Below are 17,175 nucleotides of genomic sequence, written 5' to 3'. Positions count from 1 at the left end.
GGACGACATGATGGCCACGCAGGGGTGCACGTTCGCCACGTCTCGGCGCTGATCACGATGTGAGGACCATGGCCTACCCCAGGACGTCCGCACGGCTGTGCGCGGGCCTCGTCGCCGTGCTGCTCGGCCTCGCCGGGTGCACCTCCGGATCCCCCACCCCCCGTGCCACCACCGGGACGACCGGCGTGGCCACGACCGCCGCACTGCCGGGCACGGCGTGGCGAGCCGTGCCCCGCGCGCAGGTACGCGACGGCGGCTCCCTCACCCTCAGCGTCGACGCGCTGCCGCAGACCTACCAGCTCAACGACCCGAACTCCTCGCTGGACCTGCAGCGCATCTCCAACCTGTACCTGCCGTCGTTCGTGCGGATCGGGGCGGACGGCAGCTGGTCGCCGAACCCCGACTACACCGCCTCGCTGACCGTGACGTCGCAGGACCCCGAGGTGGTCGAGCTCCGCATCGCCCCGGCCGCCACCTGGTCGGACGGCACGCCGTTGAGCTGGCGCGACCTCGCCGCGAGCTGGCAGGCGTTCAACGGCACCAACCCGGCGTACACGCCGGCGTCGACGGCCGTGTGGCAGGACGTGAAGTCGGTGACGCGCGGGGACGACGACCGGGACGTGCTGATCACCTTCGCCAAGACCGATGCCGACTGGCCGGCGCTGCTGGCCAGCGTGTACCCGTCGTGGGCCGTGGACACGCCGGCGCACTTCACCTCGGCGTGGAAGAACGGCCCGTTCGCGGCCGACGGCACGACGTACGTCTCCGCGGGGCCCTTCGTCGTGCGCTCGATCGACACGAACGCCGGGGTGGTCACCCTCGGCCGCAACCCCCGGTGGTGGGGCGACCCGGCTCGTCTCGACACGGTCGTGTTCCGCACGGTGTCCCGGGACAGCCTCGGCCAGAGCTTCGCCAACCAGGAGCTGGACGCGGTCGACGTGAAAGGCATGCCGGACGTGCTCACCGCCGCGCGAGCTCGGCAGGGCACCACCGTGGAGCAGTCCGGCGGCACGGTGGCGCGGCAGCTGACGCTCAACGGCACCGCAGGCGTGTTCGCCGACCCGGCGGTCCGCAAGGCGTTCGCCCAGGCAGTGGACCGCACGGTGCTGGCCCAGGCGGTGCTCGGACAGGTGGGGGCGCCGGTGCAGACGCTCGGCAGCGTCATCTTCGTCCCCGGGCAGAAGGGGTACGCCGACCACACGGGAGGGGTGCTCAGCGGCTCCGCGGCGGACGCGCGCAGCACCTTGCAGGCGGCGGGCTGGACGATCGGGCAGGACGGGGTGGCGACGAAGGGCGGCACCCGGCTGACCGCCCGTTTCGTGGCCCCGCAGGGCGCCGCAGCGGTCGCGACGATCGCACAGCTGGTCAGCCAGCAGGCGAAGGCGGCGGGCTTCGACGTGAGCGTCCAGACGGTGCCCGGCAGCGACTTCTTCAGCAGCTACGTCACCACGGACAAGCGCAACTTCGACGTGACGTCGTTCGCCTGGGTGGCGGGGGCGTTCCCCATCGCGACCGCCGAGGCGTACTTCTACCCGACCGACTCCGGGTCCAACTACGGCGGCGTCACGGACAAGACCCTCGGCAGCGACTGGGACGCGCTGAACGCCCAGCTGGACCCGGCGAAGCGGCTGACGCTCGCCGCGGACGTCGACAAGCGTGCGCTGGACCTGTTCACCATGATCCCGCTGTTCGTCGAGCCGTCGACGTGGGTGGTCCGCTCGGACCTGGCCAACTACGGCCCGTCGCAGTTCCAGGACGTGCGCTGGCAGGACGTCGGGTACACCGGCTGACGGCGCGTACCGCGGTGGGCGGCACCGGGCCGATCTGCCGATCGCCGGATACCGTCGCGCCATGACGGCCTTCCTGGACCAGGTGCTCGGTGCCGCCCCGTGGGCCGTGCTGCTCGTCGTCGGGCTCGTGGTGTTCGCCGAGGACGCGCTGTTCGTCGGCTTCGTGCTGCCGGGCGAGACCGCGGCGATCCTCGGTGGCGTCGCGGCGCACCGGGGGCACGTGGCGTTCGCGGCAGTGCTGGCGGTGGTGATCGTGGCCGCGATCGTCGGAGACAGCGTCGGGTACGAGGTCGGACGGCTGATCGGACCGCGCGTGCTCGCGTCCCGGATCGTGGCGAAGCGGCGGGAGCGCATCGAGGGCGCGCAGGAGTTCCTGGCCCGGCGCGGCGGCTGGGCCGTGCTGCTGGGCCGCTGGGTCGCCTTCTTCCGCGCCGTCATGCCGGCGCTGGCCGGTCTGGCCCGCATGCCGTACCACGTGTTCCTGCCGTTCAACGCCGCCGGCGGGATCATCTGGGGGTCGGTCGTCGTCAGCGTCGGCTACCTCGCCGGCGCCTCCTACGCCGCGGTGGAGAAGAAGCTGGGGACGGACTCGGCCCTGGTCGTGCTCGGGATCGTCCTCGTCGGTCTGCTGGTGTGGCACCTGCGCAAGCGGTTCACGTCCCGCAGGACCGCGTCCGAGTGACGGCCCTCAGCCGACGCGGCGTCGCACGACCCGAGGCCGAGGCAGGGCCGTGCTGAACCGCGCCGCCCGCCGACGGATGCGCTGCGGCCGGCGGTCGACGGGTTCCACGCGCGGGACCGCGGGTACCGCGCCGTAGAAGAGCCGCTTGGCCAGCTCGACGAGCACGAGGTAGGCCGCCACCATGCCGGCGAGAGCCGCGAAGAACGCCCCCGGGAGGGGCTGGAACCCGAGGGCGTGCGCGAGCGGCGTCGAGGGCAGCACCGCACCGACGACGACGGTGCCGAGCGCCGCGAGCGTCAGCGGGAGACTCGGGCGGCTGCGGAAGAACGGGACCCGGTGGGTACGGATCGCGAAGATGATCAACGTCTGCGTGGCGAGCGACTCGACGAACCAGCCGGAACGGAACTGCGCCGGGCCGGAGTGGAACACCCAGAGCATCACGGCGAACGTGAGCAGGTCGAACACCGAGCTGAGCGGTCCGAACCGGACCATGAAGCGGCGGATCGACGCGATGTCCCAGTGCGAGGGTCGCTGCAGCTGCTCCTCGTCCACGTCGTCCGTCGGGATCGCCAGCTGGCTGGTGTCGTAGAGCAGGTTGTTCAGGAGGATCTGCGACGGCAGCATCGGCAGGAAGCTGAGGAAGAGCGAGGCCAGTGCGGCCGAGGCCATGTTGCCGAAGTTGCTCGACGTGCCCATCAGCACGTACTTGATCGTGTTCGCGAAGATCCGCCGGCCCTCGGCGACCCCGTCCGCGAGCACGTCGAGGTCCTTCTCGAGCAGGATCACGTCGGCGGCGTCCTTGGCGACGTCGGTCGCCGAGTCCACCGAGATGCCGACGTCCGCGGCGTGCAGCGCGAGGGCGTCGTTGACGCCATCGCCGAGGAAGGCCACCCCACCCCCCGTCCGTCGCTGCGCGCGGACGATGCGGGCCTTGTCCTCGGGTGAGACCCGGGCGAAGACGGTCGTCGTGGCGAGGGCCGCGCCCAGCTCCTCCTCGCCCATCGCGGCCAGGTCGGGACCGCTCAGGGCCCGCCCGACGTCGAGCCCGAGGTCCCGGCACACCTTGGCGGCCACCGCGGCGTTGTCCCCCGTCACGATCTTGACCGCGATGCCGAGGCGGGCCAGCCGCTGCAGGGCGGTCGCCGCGCTGGGCTTCGGCGGGTCGAGGAACACCAGCAGGCCGGTCAGGTGCAGGTCGTGCTCGTCGTCGGGCGCCGGCGGCGCCTCCGAGGCGACGGGTCGGGTCGCGACCGCCACCACCCGGTTGCCGGCCACGAACTCCGCGTCCAGCGCGGCGCGAGCCTGCTCCGGCACGTCCGTGCAGCGGTCGAGCACGGTCTCCGGCGCTCCCTTGGTGACCAGGACGGTCGCACCCGCGGGGTCGCGGACCACGACCGAGACCATCCGGCGCTCGTGGTCGAAGGGCAGCACGCCCAGCGTGGTCCAGCGAGCGACCTCCGCCTTGACCGCGAGCGCAGCCGGCGACTCCCAGAGCGCCTCGTCGAGCGGGTTGCCGCCCACGGACCGGCCGTCCTCGGTCGCGTTCTCGGTGGAGAGCAAGCCCCAGCGCAGCACGTCGCGCGGGTGCAGGTCACCGGTCGCCCACGCGCGCGCGTACGCCACCTGTCCGAGCGTGAGGGTGCCGGTCTTGTCCGTGAACAGGACGTCGACGTCGCCGAGGTCCTCGATGCACACCAGTCGCTTGACCAGCACCTTGCGGCGGATCATCCGGCGCGAGCCCGCCGTGAGGCTGGTCGACACGACGGCGGGCAGCAGCTGCGGTGTGATGCCCACCGCGATGGCAAGCGAGAAGAGCAGCGCGTCGAGGAACGGACGGTGCAGCACCAGGTTGACCGCGAAGATCGACGTGGTCAGCGCCCCCGCGACGTACACCAGCAGCATGGAGAACCGGCGCAGACCCACCTGGAACTGGGTCTCGAGCTGATGGGTCCCCAGCCCCGCCGCGATCGCCCCGAACTCTGTGCCGCGTCCGGTGGAGACCACGACGCCGCGGCCACTGCCCGCGTGCACGACCGTGCCCATCAGCGCGCAGCACCTCAGCTCCGCGAGCGGGGTGCCGACGCCCACCGGGTCCGTCGCCTTGTCGACCGGCAGTCCCTCGCCCGTCAGCACGGACTCGGTGCAGGCGAGCCCGGCGACCGCGAGCAGCCGCACGTCGGCCGGCACCACCTCGCCCAGCCGCAGCTCGATCACATCTCCCGGGACCAGCGCGGTGACGTCGACCGACTGTGCCCGACCGTCGCGGACGACCACCGCCTGGTGCCGGATGGTCGAGTGCAGGGCCTGCGCCGCTCGCTCCGCCCGGTACTCGTTGACGAACCCGAGCCCGACGGACATCGCGACGATCACGCCGATGATGACGGCGTCGCTGCGCTCCCCGACCAGGTACGACGCCGCGGCCGCGGCCAGCAGCAGCCCGAGGAGCGGGGAGCGCACCTGGTGCCACAGGACGGGGAGCAGCCGGGCGCGGTGCGAGGAGACCGCGTTGGGTCCGTGCTGCAGGAGCCGCCGAGCGGCCTCGTCGGGGCTGAGCCCGCGTTCCGCGCTCACCTCGAGCGCGGCGCAGACGGCCGGGCCCGTCGAGACGGCGGCGTCCGACACCGCGGACGGGGTGGCGGTGGTCATTGGCCGGTGCGGCCGTCGATGCACTCGCGCAGCAGGTCGGCGTGGCCGGCGTGGCGCGCGTACTCCTCGATCAGGTGCACCAGGACGTCGCGCACCGACACGGTGCCGTCACGGTGCGGCGCCGTGTCGCCGAGGTGGTCGTCGTCCAGGCCGTCCAGCCACTCGTCGGCCTGCGCGACCTGGTGCTTCCACGTGGCGAACGCCTCGTCGACCACGGCCGGGTCCGGCACGGCGCCGTCGAAGTCGTCGTCGGGCGCGTCCGGGGCCCAGTAGAGCGGCGGCTCGTCCTGGCGCCCCTGCAGCACCCGCCGGAACCAGCTCTGCTCGACGTGCGCGAGGTGGCGCACGAGGCCCAGGAGGCTCAGCGTGCTGGGCGGCACCGAGCGGCGCGCCAGCTGCTCCGCGTCGAGGTCCTGGCACTTCAGCTCGATGGTGAGCCGGTAGTTGGTCAGGTACTCCCGGTACGTCGCCAGCTCCCCCACGGGGTTCCCGTAGGTGCGGGGGTCGAGCTCGGGCGTGGTCCACGTGTCGCTCATGCCGACCACCAGATCACGGACGCGGCCTGGCGCGGAAGCGCAATGCCGCGAGCACCGGGACCGCGATCACGGCTCCCGCACCGGAGACCATCAGCGGCACGGTTCCCCTGCCGGGCCCCACGTCCCACAGCAGCCCCGCCCAGAGGCCGGCCACGAGCACGGCCCCGCTGCTCAACGCCTGGAACGCGCCCTGGGCGCGGCCACGGTGCTCCGCCGGCACCAGCGACGAGATCCACGCCTTGCCCACACCGTCCGTCAGGGCCGGGAACAGGCCGTAGACGGCCAGCAAGACGAACACGACCGGCCCCTTGCCGACCAGCGCGAGGCCGACGTAGCCGACGGCGAACGCCAGCAGGCCCACCGCGTAGACGTAGGCCCGCGGCCAGCGGTCCGTCAGCGCGCCGGCCGGGTACGAGCCGACCGCGTAGACGACGTTGAACAGCACGTAGGCCAGCACCACCTGCGTGGTGCCGAACCCGAGCTCCGAGACCCGCAGCAGCAGCAACGTGTCGGAGAAGTTGACCAGCCCGACGACGACGAGCACGCCGACCACCCACCAGTACGCCGCAGGCAGCGGGTGGGACGGCGCCGCGGATACCGCGGCGGGTCGGGCCGGGGCGCCTGCGGGCGCGGGTGCCCGATGCTCGCGCACCAGCACGACGAGGCCGGCGGACAGCGCCGCCGGCACCACCGCCCACCACAGGGCCGCGTGCAGGTTGCCACCCATCACGGACAGCGCGAGCAGCCCGAGCAGCGGCCCGACCACCGCTCCGAGCGTGTCCCCCGCCCGGTGGAAGCCGAACGCCCGGCCGAGGTTCTCCGACGGGACCGACGCCGCGATCAGCGCGTCCCGCGGTGCCGACCGCACGCCCTTGCCCAGCCGGTCGACCGTCCGGCCGGCCAGCACCATCGGCCACGCCCCGGCCGCCGCGACCAGCACCTTGCCGACGGCGGCGAGGCCGTAGCCGGCGCCGATGAACCGCACGCGCCCCGCTCTGTCCGACCACCGACCCGTCACGTACCGGGTCAGTCCGGCCGTACCCTCCGCCACGCCCTCGATCACGCCGAGCACCACGGGGGGCGCGGCGAGCACGCCCGTCACCAGCACGGGGAGCAGCGGGTAGAGCAGCTCGCTGGCGGTGTCCTGGAACAGGGAGACGAGCGTCAGCACGACGAGGTTCCGGGTGAGCCACCGTCGCCGGTCCCCCGACCTGCTCGCCATGCCGGCCCCTCTCACCGGTGACGGCGTCGCCACCGGGTGCCAAGGTAGGCCTGGTCGCCGGCAGGCGACGACCACGCACGGTGACCCGAGGGGGATGCATGAGCGAGTGGCCGGGACCGATCTTCGCCCTGACCCTGTTCGCCGAGGACCTCGGCGAGACCAAGCGCTTCTACACCGAGGTGTTCGGGTTGCCCGTCGTCTACGAGGACGCCAACTCGGCGGTGTTCCAGCTCGGTGAGACGTTGATCAACCTGCTGGCGGTGTCGCAGGCGCCGGGGCTCGTCGGACCCGCCCCGATCGCGCCACCGGAGGCCGGCGTGCGCAGCCAGCTGACGCTGAAGGTCGCGGACGTCGACGCCATGTGCGCCGAGCTCGAGCGCCGCGGCGTCACCCTGCTGAACGGGCCGATGGACCGCCCCTGGGGCCCGCGCACGGCCGCGTTCCGCGACCCGACCGGCACGGTCTGGGAGATCGCCTCCCAGTAGCCTGCGGCGGGTGACCACCGAGCTGAGCGACCGGCTGCGCGGCGCCGTCGAAGGCCTGACGCCCGGGTACTTCGCCCTGGTCATGGCCACCGGCATCATCTCCGTCGGCATGCGGCTCGAGGGGTTCGTCGTGATCTCCGACGCCCTGCTCGCCGTCACGGCCGCCGGCTACGCCGTGCTGGTCGTGCTGACCGTGTGGCGCCTGCTCGCGTACCGACGCGCCGTGAGCGACGACTTCAACGACCCGAGACGCGCCTTCGGCTTCTTCACCTTCGTCGCCGCCACCAACGTGCTGGGCGTCCGGCTCGGGGCCGACGGCCACCATGCCGCGACCGCCGCGCTGCTGGTCGTCTCGGGCGCCTCGTGGCTGGTGCTCGGGTACGTCGTCCCGTGGACCGCAGCCCTCGGTCGGCAGCAACGACCGATCGTCGCCGACGCGAACGGCACCTGGTTCATCTGGGTGGTCGCCAGCCAGTCGGTCGCGATCGCCGCGGCGACCATCGAACCCGTCTTCGGCACCGGCCGCCGCGAGCTGGCTGTGCTCGCCGTCACCTCGTGGTCCGTAGGGGTGTTCCTCTACGCGGCCGCGGGGATCTTCGTCGCGCTGCGGCTGATGCTCTACCGGTTCGGTCCGGAGGACCTCACGGCGCCCTACTGGGTGTCGATGGGCGCCCTGGCGATCTCGGTGCTGGCGGGCGCGCGCATCGTCGAGATGGCGGACGCGCCGATGGTGCAGGCGACGCGAGGGCTGATCGCCGGCCTGACGGTGGTGCTGTGGGCGTTCGCCACCTGGCTGATCCCGGCGCTGGTCGCCGCGGGCTGGTGGCGGCACGTCGCCCGACGGCTACCCCTGCCCTACGACGCCACGCTGTGGAGCATCGTGTTCCCGCTCGGCATGTACGGCGTCGCCGGCATCTACCTGGGCCAGGCCGACCAGCTGCCGGTGGTGGGGATGGTCGGGCGCGTGGAGCTGTGGGTGGCGCTGGTCGCCTGGATCGTGGTGTTCGGCGCGATGCTGCGGCACGTGTGGCTGAGCGTCGTCGTCGGCGCGCGGGCCCGGCGGGACGAGAGGCCCGGGGCCGTCGCGCACTGAGCCCAGCGGCCCGGCTCCCGCGGTGGCGGGTGTGGGTGCACGGAGGGAGGGTGCGGGCATGAGCGAGGAACGACACTCCCTGCCCGGCAGCACCCGGCACCCGGTGCCCGACGCCCGGCCGGTGGGCGGTCCCGAGCCGACCGCAACGGTGGAGGTCACGCTCGTGCTGCGCCGACGTGGTGAGCTGCCACCGCCCGGTGGTGCGCCGCTGAGCCGCGAGCAGCTCGCCGCCACGGCCGGCGCGGACCCGCAGGACCTGGAGCTGGTGCGCCGCACGCTGGCGGCGGCCGGGGTCACCGTGACGGCCGAGGACCCGGTCTCGCGGCGCGTCCAGGCGCAGGGCAGCCTGCAGACGCTGGAACGGGTGTTCGGCACGTCCCTCGGGCTCGTGGAGTCACCGGCGCCGGACGGCACCGGCACCGTCACGCACCGGCAGCGGACCGGCGAGCTGTCGGTGCCCGGCCCGTTGGCCGGCGTGGTGGTCGCAGTCCTGGGCCTGGACGACAGGCCCCAGGCGAGGACCCGGTTTCGACCCGCCGCCGCCGGCGCCCGAGCGTTCACCCCGCAGCAGCTCGGCACCGTCTACCGGTTCCCCGCCGGCACCACGGGCGCCGGGCAGAGGCTCGCCGTCCTCGAGCTCGGCGGCGGCTACAGCGACGCCGACCTGGCCGCCTACTGGTCCCGCGTCGGCGTGACCTCCCCGCCGACCGTGACGGCCGTCGGTGTGGACGGCGCCGGGAACGCCCCGGACGGCAACCCGTCCGGCGCCGACGGTGAGGTGATGCTCGACATCGAGGTCGCCGGCGCTCTCTCCCCCGGCGCTGACCTGGTGGTGCACTTCGCACCGAACACCGACCGCGGCTTCCTCGACGCGCTGGCGACCGCGGTGCACGCCAGCCCGACGCCAGCCGCCGTGAGCATCAGCTGGGGGCAGTCGGAGGACCAGTGGACGGCGCAGGCCCGGGCCGCGATGGACCAGGCGATGGCGGACGCCGGCGCCCTGGGCGTCACGGTGTGCGTGGCCTCCGGCGACGACGGCAGCAACGACAACGCCACCGACGGTCGGCCGCACGTCGACTACCCCGCCTCCAGCCCGCAGGCGCTCGGCTGCGGCGGCACCACGCTGCACGCCGACGCCAGGACTGGCCGGGTCGCGACCGAGACGGTGTGGTTCCACGGCGCCGGCCAGGGCGGCACCGGCGGTGGGGTGAGCGACGTCTATCCGACGCCGGCGTGGCAGTCCGGCGTCGGCGTGCCGCCGAACGCCGCGACCGACCGGCCGGGGCGTGGTGTGCCCGACGTCGCCGGGGACGCCGACCCCGCCACGGGGTACGACGTCCGGGTGGACGGGACGGACACCGTCATCGGGGGGACGAGCGCCGTCGCACCGCTGTGGGCGGCACTCGTGTGCCGCCTGGCCGAAGGGCTCGGACGGCTGCCCGGTCCGCTCGGCCGGAAGCTCTACACCGGTGCACGTGCGGGGGCGCCGACCGGTGGCCTGCGGGACATCACGTCCGGCACCAACGGGGCTTACTCCGCAGGGCCGGGCTGGGACCCGTGCACGGGGCTGGGCGTTCCCGACGGCCAGGCGCTGCTGGACAGGCTCCGCGCAGCACACGCCTGACCTCAGACCCCTGAACGGTGGGATCGTCCCAGCACGGCTCGTCGCCGGCCCACCACACGGCAGGGAGGTTCGATGCACGTGCCACCACCCGCAGCAGCGTGGATGCGCACCCACCGTCGAGGTCTGCGCCGAACGCTGAAGGCCCTGCTGGTCCTGGCGATCGTGCTGGTGGTGGCGCTCGCCGCGTACGTCGGCGACGTGACGGTCCGGCAGCAGCAGGAGGTCGTCATCCCCGCCCCGACCGGCCGGTATCCCGTCGGCCGGACGATGGCCGACTGGACCGACGACGCCCGCACCGACCCGCTCGCTCCGCGGTCGGGCACGCCACGCGAGCTGTCCGTGTGGCTCTGGTACCCGGCCGCACCGGCGCCAGGCGCGGCACCTGCGCGCTACACCCCGGGCGCATGGTCAGGACTGCACCTGCACGGCCCGCTCGGGCTGGGCGAGACCCGTTTCGACCACGTCGGGGTGCACGCCGTCGCCGACGCCCCAGCCGCGTCCGACCGCTTCCCCGTGGTCGTGCTCGAACCGGGGTTGGGTCTGGCCGCGCCGCAATACACCACGCTCGCGGAGAACCTGGCCAGCCACGGATACCTGGTCGCCGGGATCACGCCCACCTACAGCGCCAACCTGACCGTGCTGGACGGACGGCCGGTGGGCGCGACACCCGCCGTCAACCCGCAGGAGTCCGACGCGGCCGCCATGCGTCCGGCCGCCGACCGGCTGGTCAGCGTATGGGCAGCCGACGACCGCTTCGCCGCGTCCCGGGTCGCGGCGCTGGATGCGACCGGCCGGTTCGCCGGGCATGTCGACGCGGCAACCACCGCGTACCTGGGGCACTCCTTCGGCGGCGCGGCCGCACTGCAGGCCTGCCACGACGACCCGCGGTGCGCAGGCGCGGCCGACCTGGACGGGACCCAGTTCGGCACGGTCGTCCAGTCCGGACTGGGGAAGCCGATGATGCTGCTGGCCAGCCAGGGCTCCTGCATCACCGGGACCTGCCGGCCGAGCAACCCAGACGAGCAGTCCGAACGCGATGCGGCCCGCTCCTTGCTGGTCGCCAGCACCGGACCCGTCTGGAGCTTCCAGCTCGACGGCGCCGCCCACTTCAACTTCAGCGACTACGGCGCCTACTACCTGGCCGCACCGATCCGGTACCTGCTCGGCCTCGGCTCGATCGACGGCGACCACGCGCTGACCATCGCCGACGCCTACCTGGCTGCGTTCGTCGACCACGTGGCCCGGGGCTTGCCGGAGCCTCTGCTGGCCGGGTCCACCCCGTACCCCGAGGTGCAGCGCACTGCTTCTTGAGCAGGTGCTCCGCGCTGCACGGTGCCGCCGGACGAACCGCGGGACGTGGACGCCGGCGCCCCCGCGAACGTCACCGTCGCGCCCGAGGACCCGCTCGACAGCCCGTGCGTCAACTGCTGGGCCTCGGCAGGACCGCATCCCCGCACAGACGTCGAGCAGCCGTCACGATCCGGGGAACGTCACCTGGAAGAGTGCATGGGCCTGCCACCGGCCCGCGATTCGCAGGTAGTCCGGCGCCACGCCGTACTGGACGAACCCGTTCGAGGCCAGCACGCGCTGGGAGGCGGTGTTGTCGAGCAGCGTGCTCGCCTCGAGCCGATGGAGCCCGAGCTCCTCAGCCGCGAGCCGCTTGGCGGCGGCGACCGCCCTCGTCGCGATCCCACGGCCGTTGCGGTCCTGCGCCACCCAGTAGCCGACGCTCGCGGACTGGAAGGCGCCCCGGATGATGTTGTTGAGGTTGAGGATGCCCACCACGTCGCCGCCCTCGACCAGCACGGCGGGGTACATCGTTCCCGCCTCGGCTGACGCGAGCGCCGTCCGCACCGCGCGCTCCTGCCCCTCGTCGGTGAACCAGTCCTCGGCGCGCACCGGGCTCGTCGGCGCGAGGAAGTCCCGGTTCGCCCGGACCAGCCGCGCCAGGACCGGTGCGTCACCGAGGGTCAGCCGGCGCAGGGGCGAGGCCGCGTCTGCGATCACCGTCACGCGCCTGCTCCCTCCGATCGCAGCCCGCGGTCCGACCGGCGGCTCGACGGGCCGGCCGGTGCGGCCACCAGCGTCACACGTTGAAGCGGAACTCCACCACGTCGCCGTCGGCCATCACGTAGTCCTTGCCCTCGATCCGGGCCTTGCCGGCCGCGCGCACCGCCGCGACGGACCCGGCCTCCACCAGGTCCGCGTAGCTGATCACCTCGGCCTTGATGAAGCCCCTCTGGAAGTCCGTGTGGATCACCCCGGCGGCCTGCGGCGCGGTCCAGCCCTGGTGGATGGTCCACGCGCGGGCCTCCTTGGGGCCGGCGGTGAGGTACGTCTGCAGGCCGAGGGTGTGGAACCCGACGCGGGCCAGCTGGTCCAGCCCGGACTCCTCCTGACCGTTGGCGGCGAGCATCTCGCGGGCCTCGTCCGGCTCGAGCTCGACCAGCTCGGCCTCGAACTTCGCGTCGAGGAAGACGGCGTCGGCGGGCGCGACGGCCGCACGCAGCCTCTCCTGCATCGCGGTGTCCACCAGGCCCTCGTCGTCCGTGTTGAACACGTAGATGAACGGCTTGGTGGTCAGCAGGCCGAACTCCGCGAGCGTCTGGACGTCCACACCGTCGGCCAGCGAGAGCGGACGACCGTCCTCCAGCACCGACTGCGCCTGCTGCGCGGCGGCCAGGGATGCGGCGTCGGCCCGCTTGAGCCGCACCTCCTTCTCCAGGCGCGGCACCACCTTCTCCAGCGTCTGCAGGTCCGCGAGCGCCAGCTCGGTGTGGATCGTCTCGATGTCCGCCAGCGGCTCGACGCGACCCTCGACGTGCACCACGTCCGGGTCGGCGAACGCCCTGGTCACCACGCAGATCGCGTCGGCCTCACGGATGTTGGCGAGGAACTTGTTGCCCAGCCCCTCGCCCTCGCTCGCACCCTTGACGATGCCGGCGATGTCGACGAACGACACGGTGGCCGGGATCGTCCGCTCGGAGCCGAACACGCGGGCGAGCTCGGTCAGCCGGGGGTCGGGCAGCGGGACCACGCCGACGTTGGGCTCGATGGTCGCGAACGGGTAGTTGGCGGCGAGCACCTGGGCCTGCGTCAGTGCGTTGAAGAGGGTGGACTTGCCGACGTTGGGCAGGCCGACGATGCCGATGGTGAGCGCCACGGCGGGAGAGTCTACGGGTCAGGCCATCGCGATCAGCCGGCGCAGCAGGTCGGGAGCGGTGCGGTCGAGCGTGCGACCGCCGAGCAGCACACCGAGTGCCATCAGCGCCGTCCCGAGCGCCGGACCGACCGCGAGGGTCACCCAGCCGAGCGCCTCGCGGTGCCCGGCCACCGACATCACGGCGAGCACCGTGACCGGCGCGCACAGCAGCCCGACCGCCGTCCAGCCGGCGAGCTGCGTCAGCATCGCGGGGACGGTGGCGCCCTGCTGGGTGGAGAACGGGTTCTCCCCCGCCTTGCGCACGCGGTAGACGACGAGTGCCGAGGCGACGGACGAGACCCCGAGGGTCGTGGTCAGCGTGCCCAGGGCGCTGCCGAGCAGCGGCGCGACGGCGTCCGGGCGATGGAGGAAGAGCGCGCACGCGATCGTCATGACCGTCACCACCGGCACGCCGAGCACCAGGGCGGCGAGCACGCGGCCCACGCGGTCCACCCCGCCGCGCACCCCCGCGGCGACGTGCACCCAGAACGCCGGCCCGTCGAAGCTGATGTCGGAGGAGATGGACCAGCCGAGCAGGAAGCCTGCGAGCGGGCCCGCAGCCAGCACCAGGCCGCTGCCCATGCCGAGCACGGCGAAGAGCACGGGGAAGACCGGCACGGCCACGACCGCCATGGCGTAGCGGGGATCGCGGACCCAGTAGGTCAGGCACCGGGCCAGCACGGCACCCCGTGGGCTGGCCGGCACGCGGGCGAACCACCCGAGCCCGCGCTGACGCCGTCCGGCCACGTCGTGCGGCGGGTCCACCAGGGCCCGGGCGAGCGACCGGTCCCAGACGAGCACCCCCACCGCGACCGTGGCGAGGGCGACCACCAGCCGCGCCAGCGCCTGCCACCAGCGTCCCGACGCCACGTCGGGCGCCAGGGCCCAGGCCGCCCCGAACGGTGTCCAGCCGACGGCCTGCACCACCGGCGCCGTGTCGGCCGCACGGATACGGGACGCACCCATGGTCAGCCCGGACATCGCCGGGCCGATGAACATCATCGGGATCAGCACCAGCGCGGCGCCGAGCTCGCGCACCCGCCGCCGCACCACGACCCGCGCCAGCGCGGTGGTCAGCGCGCGCGAGCCGACGACGCAGGTCGCCACCGCGAGGACGGCGCCCAGCAGGCTGGCGACCAGGGCCGCCGGTTCCCGCCACCACAGGATCGCCGACCCCAGCGCGGCGAGCACCGTCAGCAGTCCGGGCACGCCGACCAGCCCGGAGACCGCCAGGCCGGTGAGCAGGTGCGCCCGACGGATGGGGTAGGGCGCGAAGCGTGCGGGGTCCATCGTGGCGTCGACGCCGAACGCGACGAGCGGCACCACGCACCAGGCGAGCACCAGCGCAGCACCGGCGACGACGACCACGAGCTCCCGGAGCGCCAGCGCCTGGGTGCTGACGTAGACGAGGCCACCCGTCACGACCACGAGCACACCCAGCCCGTACAGCAGCGCGAGCAACATCAGCACCACCTGCCAGGCGCTGCGCTTCAACCCGTTGGCGAGCAGCCTCAGCTTGAGGCGGACGAGGTGCCCAACCACGCCAGTCCCCCGCCCGTGATCCGTCCGCCGACCAGCTGCACGAACCGGTCCTCCAGCGTGCCGGCGCCGCGCACCTCGTCCACCGTTCCCGCGGCCAGCACGTGGCCGCCGGCGATCACCGCGACGTGGTCGCACATCCGCTGCACCAGGTCCATCACGTGCGAGGAGACGATCACCGTGCCGCCGCCCGCCACGTACGCGGCGAGGATGTCCCGGATGTTCGCGGCCGAGACCGGGTCGACCGCCTCGAACGGCTCGTCGAGCACCAGCAGCCGGGGCGCGTGCACCATGGCGCACGCCAGCGCGATCTTCTTCGTCATGCCGGCGGAGTAGTCGACCACCAGCGTGTCCGCGTCCCGCTCCAGGTCCATGGTCCGCAGCAGGTCGGAGGTGCGGGCAGCCACCGTGTCGCGGTCGAGACCGCGGAGCAGACCGGCGTACGTGATGGCCTGCGCGCCGGTCAGACGGTCGAACAGCGGGATGCCGTCCGGCAGCACGCCGAGCAGCGCCTTGCCCCGCAGCGGATCGGACCACAGGTCGACGCCCTGCACCCACACGCTGCCGAAGTCGGGCCGCAGCAGCCCCGTCGCCATCAGCAGCGTGGTCGTCTTCCCGGCACCGTTCGGCCCGACCAGGCCGTAGCAGGAGCCGGTCGGCACGTCGAGGTCCAGACCGGCGACCGCGATGGTGCTGCCGAACCGACGCCACAGGCCGCGGAGCACCAGTGCCGGGGGCTCGGCGAGCGGCTGAGCAGGGGCGAGCGGCGGTGGTGGATCGGGAGGGAGCAGCGGCCCCTGGTTGCCGTCGGGCACGGGCGTCAGCATAGGTGCGGGCACCCACGCGGGTCCGGGGTTCCGCCGGGCCAGGTGCGGGCGGACCGGCGCGGCGGACCGGCTGGGACGGCCGCCGTGCGCGCCGCGACCGGCATGTCGGTGGTCGGCGGCACCCTGGCGGCATGGACGTGGGCGTGCTGCTGCTGGGACTGGCCGTCGGGGTCGTGCTGGGGGCGGCCCTCGGCTGGGTGGGGGCAGGATCCCGGGCAGCAGCCCGCGTCCGGGCGGCCGAGGTGGCGGCGGCTCGCGCGGAGGCGGGCTGTGCGGCGGAGCGCACCGCGGCGGCGGCCGCCCGCGCGGACGACGAGCGTGCGGCGGAACGGTTCAAGGCGCTGGCCGCCGACGCCCTGGCCGCGAGCAGCGAGCAGTTCCTCGCGCTGGCGCACCAGCGGCTGGCCGCCGAGCACCAGACCCAGGTCGGTGAGCTGGCGCAGCGCGAGCAGGCGGTCCGCGCCCTGGTCGAGCCGGTCGGGCGCACGCTGGACCAGGTGCGCGAGCAGCTCCAGGTGGCGGAGCAGGCCCGTGCCGCCGGCCAGGCGGCGCTCGGTGAGCAGGTCCGCGCCATGCACGCAGTGTCCGAGCAGCTGCGCGGGGAGACGGCACAGCTGGTCACCGCCCTGCGGGCGTCCCAGGTGCGCGGCCGGTGGGGCGAGGTCCAGCTGCGCCGGGTTGTCGAGGCGGCCGGGATGCTGCCGCACGTCGACTTCGTCGAGCAGGAGAACGTCCGCACCGACGACGGTCTGCTGCGCCCCGACCTGGTGGTGCGCCTGGCGGGCGGCAAGAACGTGGTGGTGGACGCGAAGGTGGCGTTCCTCGGGTTCCTCGACGCCGCGCAGACGTCCGACCCCGCCGTGCGGGCCGCGCGGCTGAGCGACCACGCGCGGCACGTGCGCCGGCACGTCGACGACCTGGCGGCCAAGCAGTACTGGGAGCAGTTCGCGCCCGCACCGGAGTTCGTCGTGATGTTCGTCCCCGCCGACGCGTTCTGGCACGCCGCGCTCGACGAGGACCCGGGCCTGGCGGAGTACGCCTTCGACCGGCACGTCGTGGTGGCGACTCCCTCCACGCTGCTGGCCCTGCTCCGGACGGTCGCCTACGCCTGGAAGCAGGACGCCCTCGCCGCCAACGCCCAGGCGGTGCTGTCGCTGGGCAAGGAGCTGCACGGTCGGCTCGCGACGATGGGCTCGCACCTCGCGCGGCTGGGCCGGGCGATCGACGCGACCGCCTCTGCGTACAACCAGACGGTCGGCTCCCTCGAGACGCGGGTGCTGGTCAGCGCCCGGCGGTTCGCCGACCTGCACGTCACCGACGCCGAGCTGCCCTCACCACCGCCCGTCGACCCCCGCCTGACCACGCTGACCGCACCGGAGCTGCTGGCCTCGACCGACGAGCGGCTGGTGGTGCTGGAGCAGGCCGCGCTGGCGGAGGAGGACGGTCGCCGGGACGCCGCCGCGCTGCGCGCCGAGGCGGCCTCGCCGCACGCCGGCCCGACGGAGGTCGCGGGCTGACCCTGGGGCGGC

Annotated in this window: 14 protein-coding genes; 7 read left to right on the top strand and 7 right to left on the bottom strand. The window is 73.7% G+C overall.

The features are described from left to right. Positions 1-68 precede the first annotated feature (68 nt). Positions 69-1,790, top strand: coding sequence for an ABC transporter family substrate-binding protein (locus ACFQTY_RS11570; RefSeq protein ID WP_378100512.1), 1,722 nt, complete (start codon positions 69-71; stop codon positions 1,788-1,790). Positions 1,791-1,851: 61 nt separating this feature from the next. Beyond that, positions 1,852-2,472 carry a DedA family protein gene (locus tag ACFQTY_RS11565; protein WP_378100510.1) on the top strand — a complete coding sequence of 207 codons (621 nt, stop codon included), beginning with the start codon at positions 1,852-1,854 and terminating at the stop codon, positions 2,470-2,472. 6 nt (positions 2,473-2,478) lie between these two features. Here ACFQTY_RS11565 and mgtA read toward each other — a convergent pair whose 3' ends face one another. From mgtA to ACFQTY_RS11550, 3 genes are read right to left on the bottom strand one after another with little or no spacing between them, the layout of a single operon-like run. Next, the gene (mgtA, locus tag ACFQTY_RS11560; protein WP_378100508.1) at positions 2,479-5,118 is read right to left on the bottom strand and encodes a magnesium-translocating P-type ATPase; all 2,640 of its coding nucleotides are present in this window, start codon (positions 5,116-5,118) and stop codon (positions 2,479-2,481) included. After that, on the bottom strand, positions 5,115-5,654 hold the full coding sequence (locus tag ACFQTY_RS11555) for a DinB family protein (protein WP_378100506.1): 540 nt from the start codon (positions 5,652-5,654) through the stop codon (positions 5,115-5,117). The genes mgtA and ACFQTY_RS11555 overlap by 4 nt, the downstream gene beginning before the upstream one ends. A gap of 13 nt (positions 5,655-5,667) precedes the next feature. Continuing rightward, a complete protein-coding gene (locus ACFQTY_RS11550; RefSeq protein WP_378100504.1) occupies positions 5,668-6,876 on the bottom strand; it encodes an MFS transporter in 1,209 nt (402 codons plus the stop codon). A 98-nt stretch (positions 6,877-6,974) separates the two neighbouring features. Here ACFQTY_RS11550 and ACFQTY_RS11545 point away from each other — a divergent pair, with 98 nt between their 5' ends. The 4 genes from ACFQTY_RS11545 to ACFQTY_RS11530 all read left to right on the top strand — a co-directional run bounded on the left by ACFQTY_RS11545 (position 6,975) and on the right by ACFQTY_RS11530 (position 11,389). Next, entirely contained in the window at positions 6,975-7,361 is a 387-nt protein-coding gene (locus tag ACFQTY_RS11545) for a VOC family protein (RefSeq protein WP_378100502.1), read from the top strand. Positions 7,362-7,371: 10 nt separating this feature from the next. After that, entirely contained in the window at positions 7,372-8,454 is a 1,083-nt protein-coding gene (locus ACFQTY_RS11540; RefSeq protein ID WP_378100500.1) for a tellurite resistance/C4-dicarboxylate transporter family protein, read from the top strand. A 58-nt stretch (positions 8,455-8,512) separates the two neighbouring features. Next, on the top strand, positions 8,513-10,078 hold the full coding sequence (locus ACFQTY_RS11535) for a protease pro-enzyme activation domain-containing protein (protein WP_378100498.1): 1,566 nt from the start codon (positions 8,513-8,515) through the stop codon (positions 10,076-10,078). Positions 10,079-10,180: 102 nt separating this feature from the next. After that, on the top strand, positions 10,181-11,389 hold the full coding sequence (locus ACFQTY_RS11530; protein WP_378100495.1) for a hypothetical protein: 1,209 nt from the start codon (positions 10,181-10,183) through the stop codon (positions 11,387-11,389). A gap of 162 nt (positions 11,390-11,551) precedes the next feature. On the opposite strand, the gene ACFQTY_RS11525 is transcribed toward ACFQTY_RS11530, so the two are convergent. The 4 genes from ACFQTY_RS11525 to ACFQTY_RS11510 all read right to left on the bottom strand — a co-directional run bounded on the left by ACFQTY_RS11525 (position 11,552) and on the right by ACFQTY_RS11510 (position 15,646). Then, positions 11,552-12,091, bottom strand: coding sequence for a GNAT family N-acetyltransferase (locus tag ACFQTY_RS11525; RefSeq protein ID WP_378100494.1), 540 nt, complete (start codon positions 12,089-12,091; stop codon positions 11,552-11,554). A 73-nt stretch (positions 12,092-12,164) separates the two neighbouring features. Then, positions 12,165-13,241 (bottom strand): redox-regulated ATPase YchF, encoded by a 1,077-nt coding sequence (ychF, locus tag ACFQTY_RS11520; protein WP_378100492.1) that lies wholly within the window; start codon positions 13,239-13,241, stop codon positions 12,165-12,167. A gap of 18 nt (positions 13,242-13,259) precedes the next feature. Beyond that, the gene (locus tag ACFQTY_RS11515) at positions 13,260-14,822 is read right to left on the bottom strand and encodes a hypothetical protein (protein ID WP_378100490.1); all 1,563 of its coding nucleotides are present in this window, start codon (positions 14,820-14,822) and stop codon (positions 13,260-13,262) included. After that, positions 14,792-15,646, bottom strand: a complete 855-nt coding sequence (locus ACFQTY_RS11510; RefSeq protein ID WP_378100488.1) for an ABC transporter ATP-binding protein — start codon at positions 15,644-15,646, stop codon at positions 14,792-14,794. Before ACFQTY_RS11510 ends, ACFQTY_RS11515 begins: the two co-directional genes overlap by 31 nt. A gap of 131 nt (positions 15,647-15,777) precedes the next feature. Here ACFQTY_RS11510 and ACFQTY_RS11505 point away from each other — a divergent pair, with 131 nt between their 5' ends. Beyond that, the gene (locus tag ACFQTY_RS11505; protein WP_378100486.1) at positions 15,778-17,163 is read left to right on the top strand and encodes a DNA recombination protein RmuC; all 1,386 of its coding nucleotides are present in this window, start codon (positions 15,778-15,780) and stop codon (positions 17,161-17,163) included. The last annotated feature ends 12 nt before the right edge of the window (positions 17,164-17,175 follow it).

It is taken from the genome of Cellulomonas sp. T2.31MG-18 (genome assembly GCF_964266755.1).
Lineage (GTDB): Bacteria > Actinomycetota > Actinomycetes > Actinomycetales > Cellulomonadaceae > Cellulomonas.
Note: the sequence above shows the minus strand (reverse complement) of the source record. Positions and strands in the feature narration are given on the sequence as shown.

What these genes read in the sequence shown, in the direction of transcription:
- ACFQTY_RS11550 (WP_378100504.1), bottom strand. Translation starts at nt 6,876, where the DNA reads ATGGCGAGCAGGTCGGGGGACCGGCGACGGTGGCTCACCCGGAACCTC.
- ACFQTY_RS11535 (WP_378100498.1), top strand. Translation starts at nt 8,513, where the DNA reads ATGAGCGAGGAACGACACTCCCTGCCCGGCAGCACCCGGCACCCGGTG.
- ACFQTY_RS11565 (WP_378100510.1), top strand. Translation starts at nt 1,852, where the DNA reads ATGACGGCCTTCCTGGACCAGGTGCTCGGTGCCGCCCCGTGGGCCGTG.
- ACFQTY_RS11545 (WP_378100502.1), top strand. Translation starts at nt 6,975, where the DNA reads ATGAGCGAGTGGCCGGGACCGATCTTCGCCCTGACCCTGTTCGCCGAG.
- ACFQTY_RS11570 (WP_378100512.1), top strand. Translation starts at nt 69, where the DNA reads ATGGCCTACCCCAGGACGTCCGCACGGCTGTGCGCGGGCCTCGTCGCC.
- ACFQTY_RS11505 (WP_378100486.1), top strand. Translation starts at nt 15,778, where the DNA reads ATGGACGTGGGCGTGCTGCTGCTGGGACTGGCCGTCGGGGTCGTGCTG.
- mgtA (WP_378100508.1), bottom strand. Translation starts at nt 5,118, where the DNA reads ATGACCACCGCCACCCCGTCCGCGGTGTCGGACGCCGCCGTCTCGACG.
- ACFQTY_RS11510 (WP_378100488.1), bottom strand. Translation starts at nt 15,646, where the DNA reads ATGCTGACGCCCGTGCCCGACGGCAACCAGGGGCCGCTGCTCCCTCCC.
- ACFQTY_RS11555 (WP_378100506.1), bottom strand. Translation starts at nt 5,654, where the DNA reads ATGAGCGACACGTGGACCACGCCCGAGCTCGACCCCCGCACCTACGGG.
- ACFQTY_RS11530 (WP_378100495.1), top strand. Translation starts at nt 10,181, where the DNA reads ATGCGCACCCACCGTCGAGGTCTGCGCCGAACGCTGAAGGCCCTGCTG.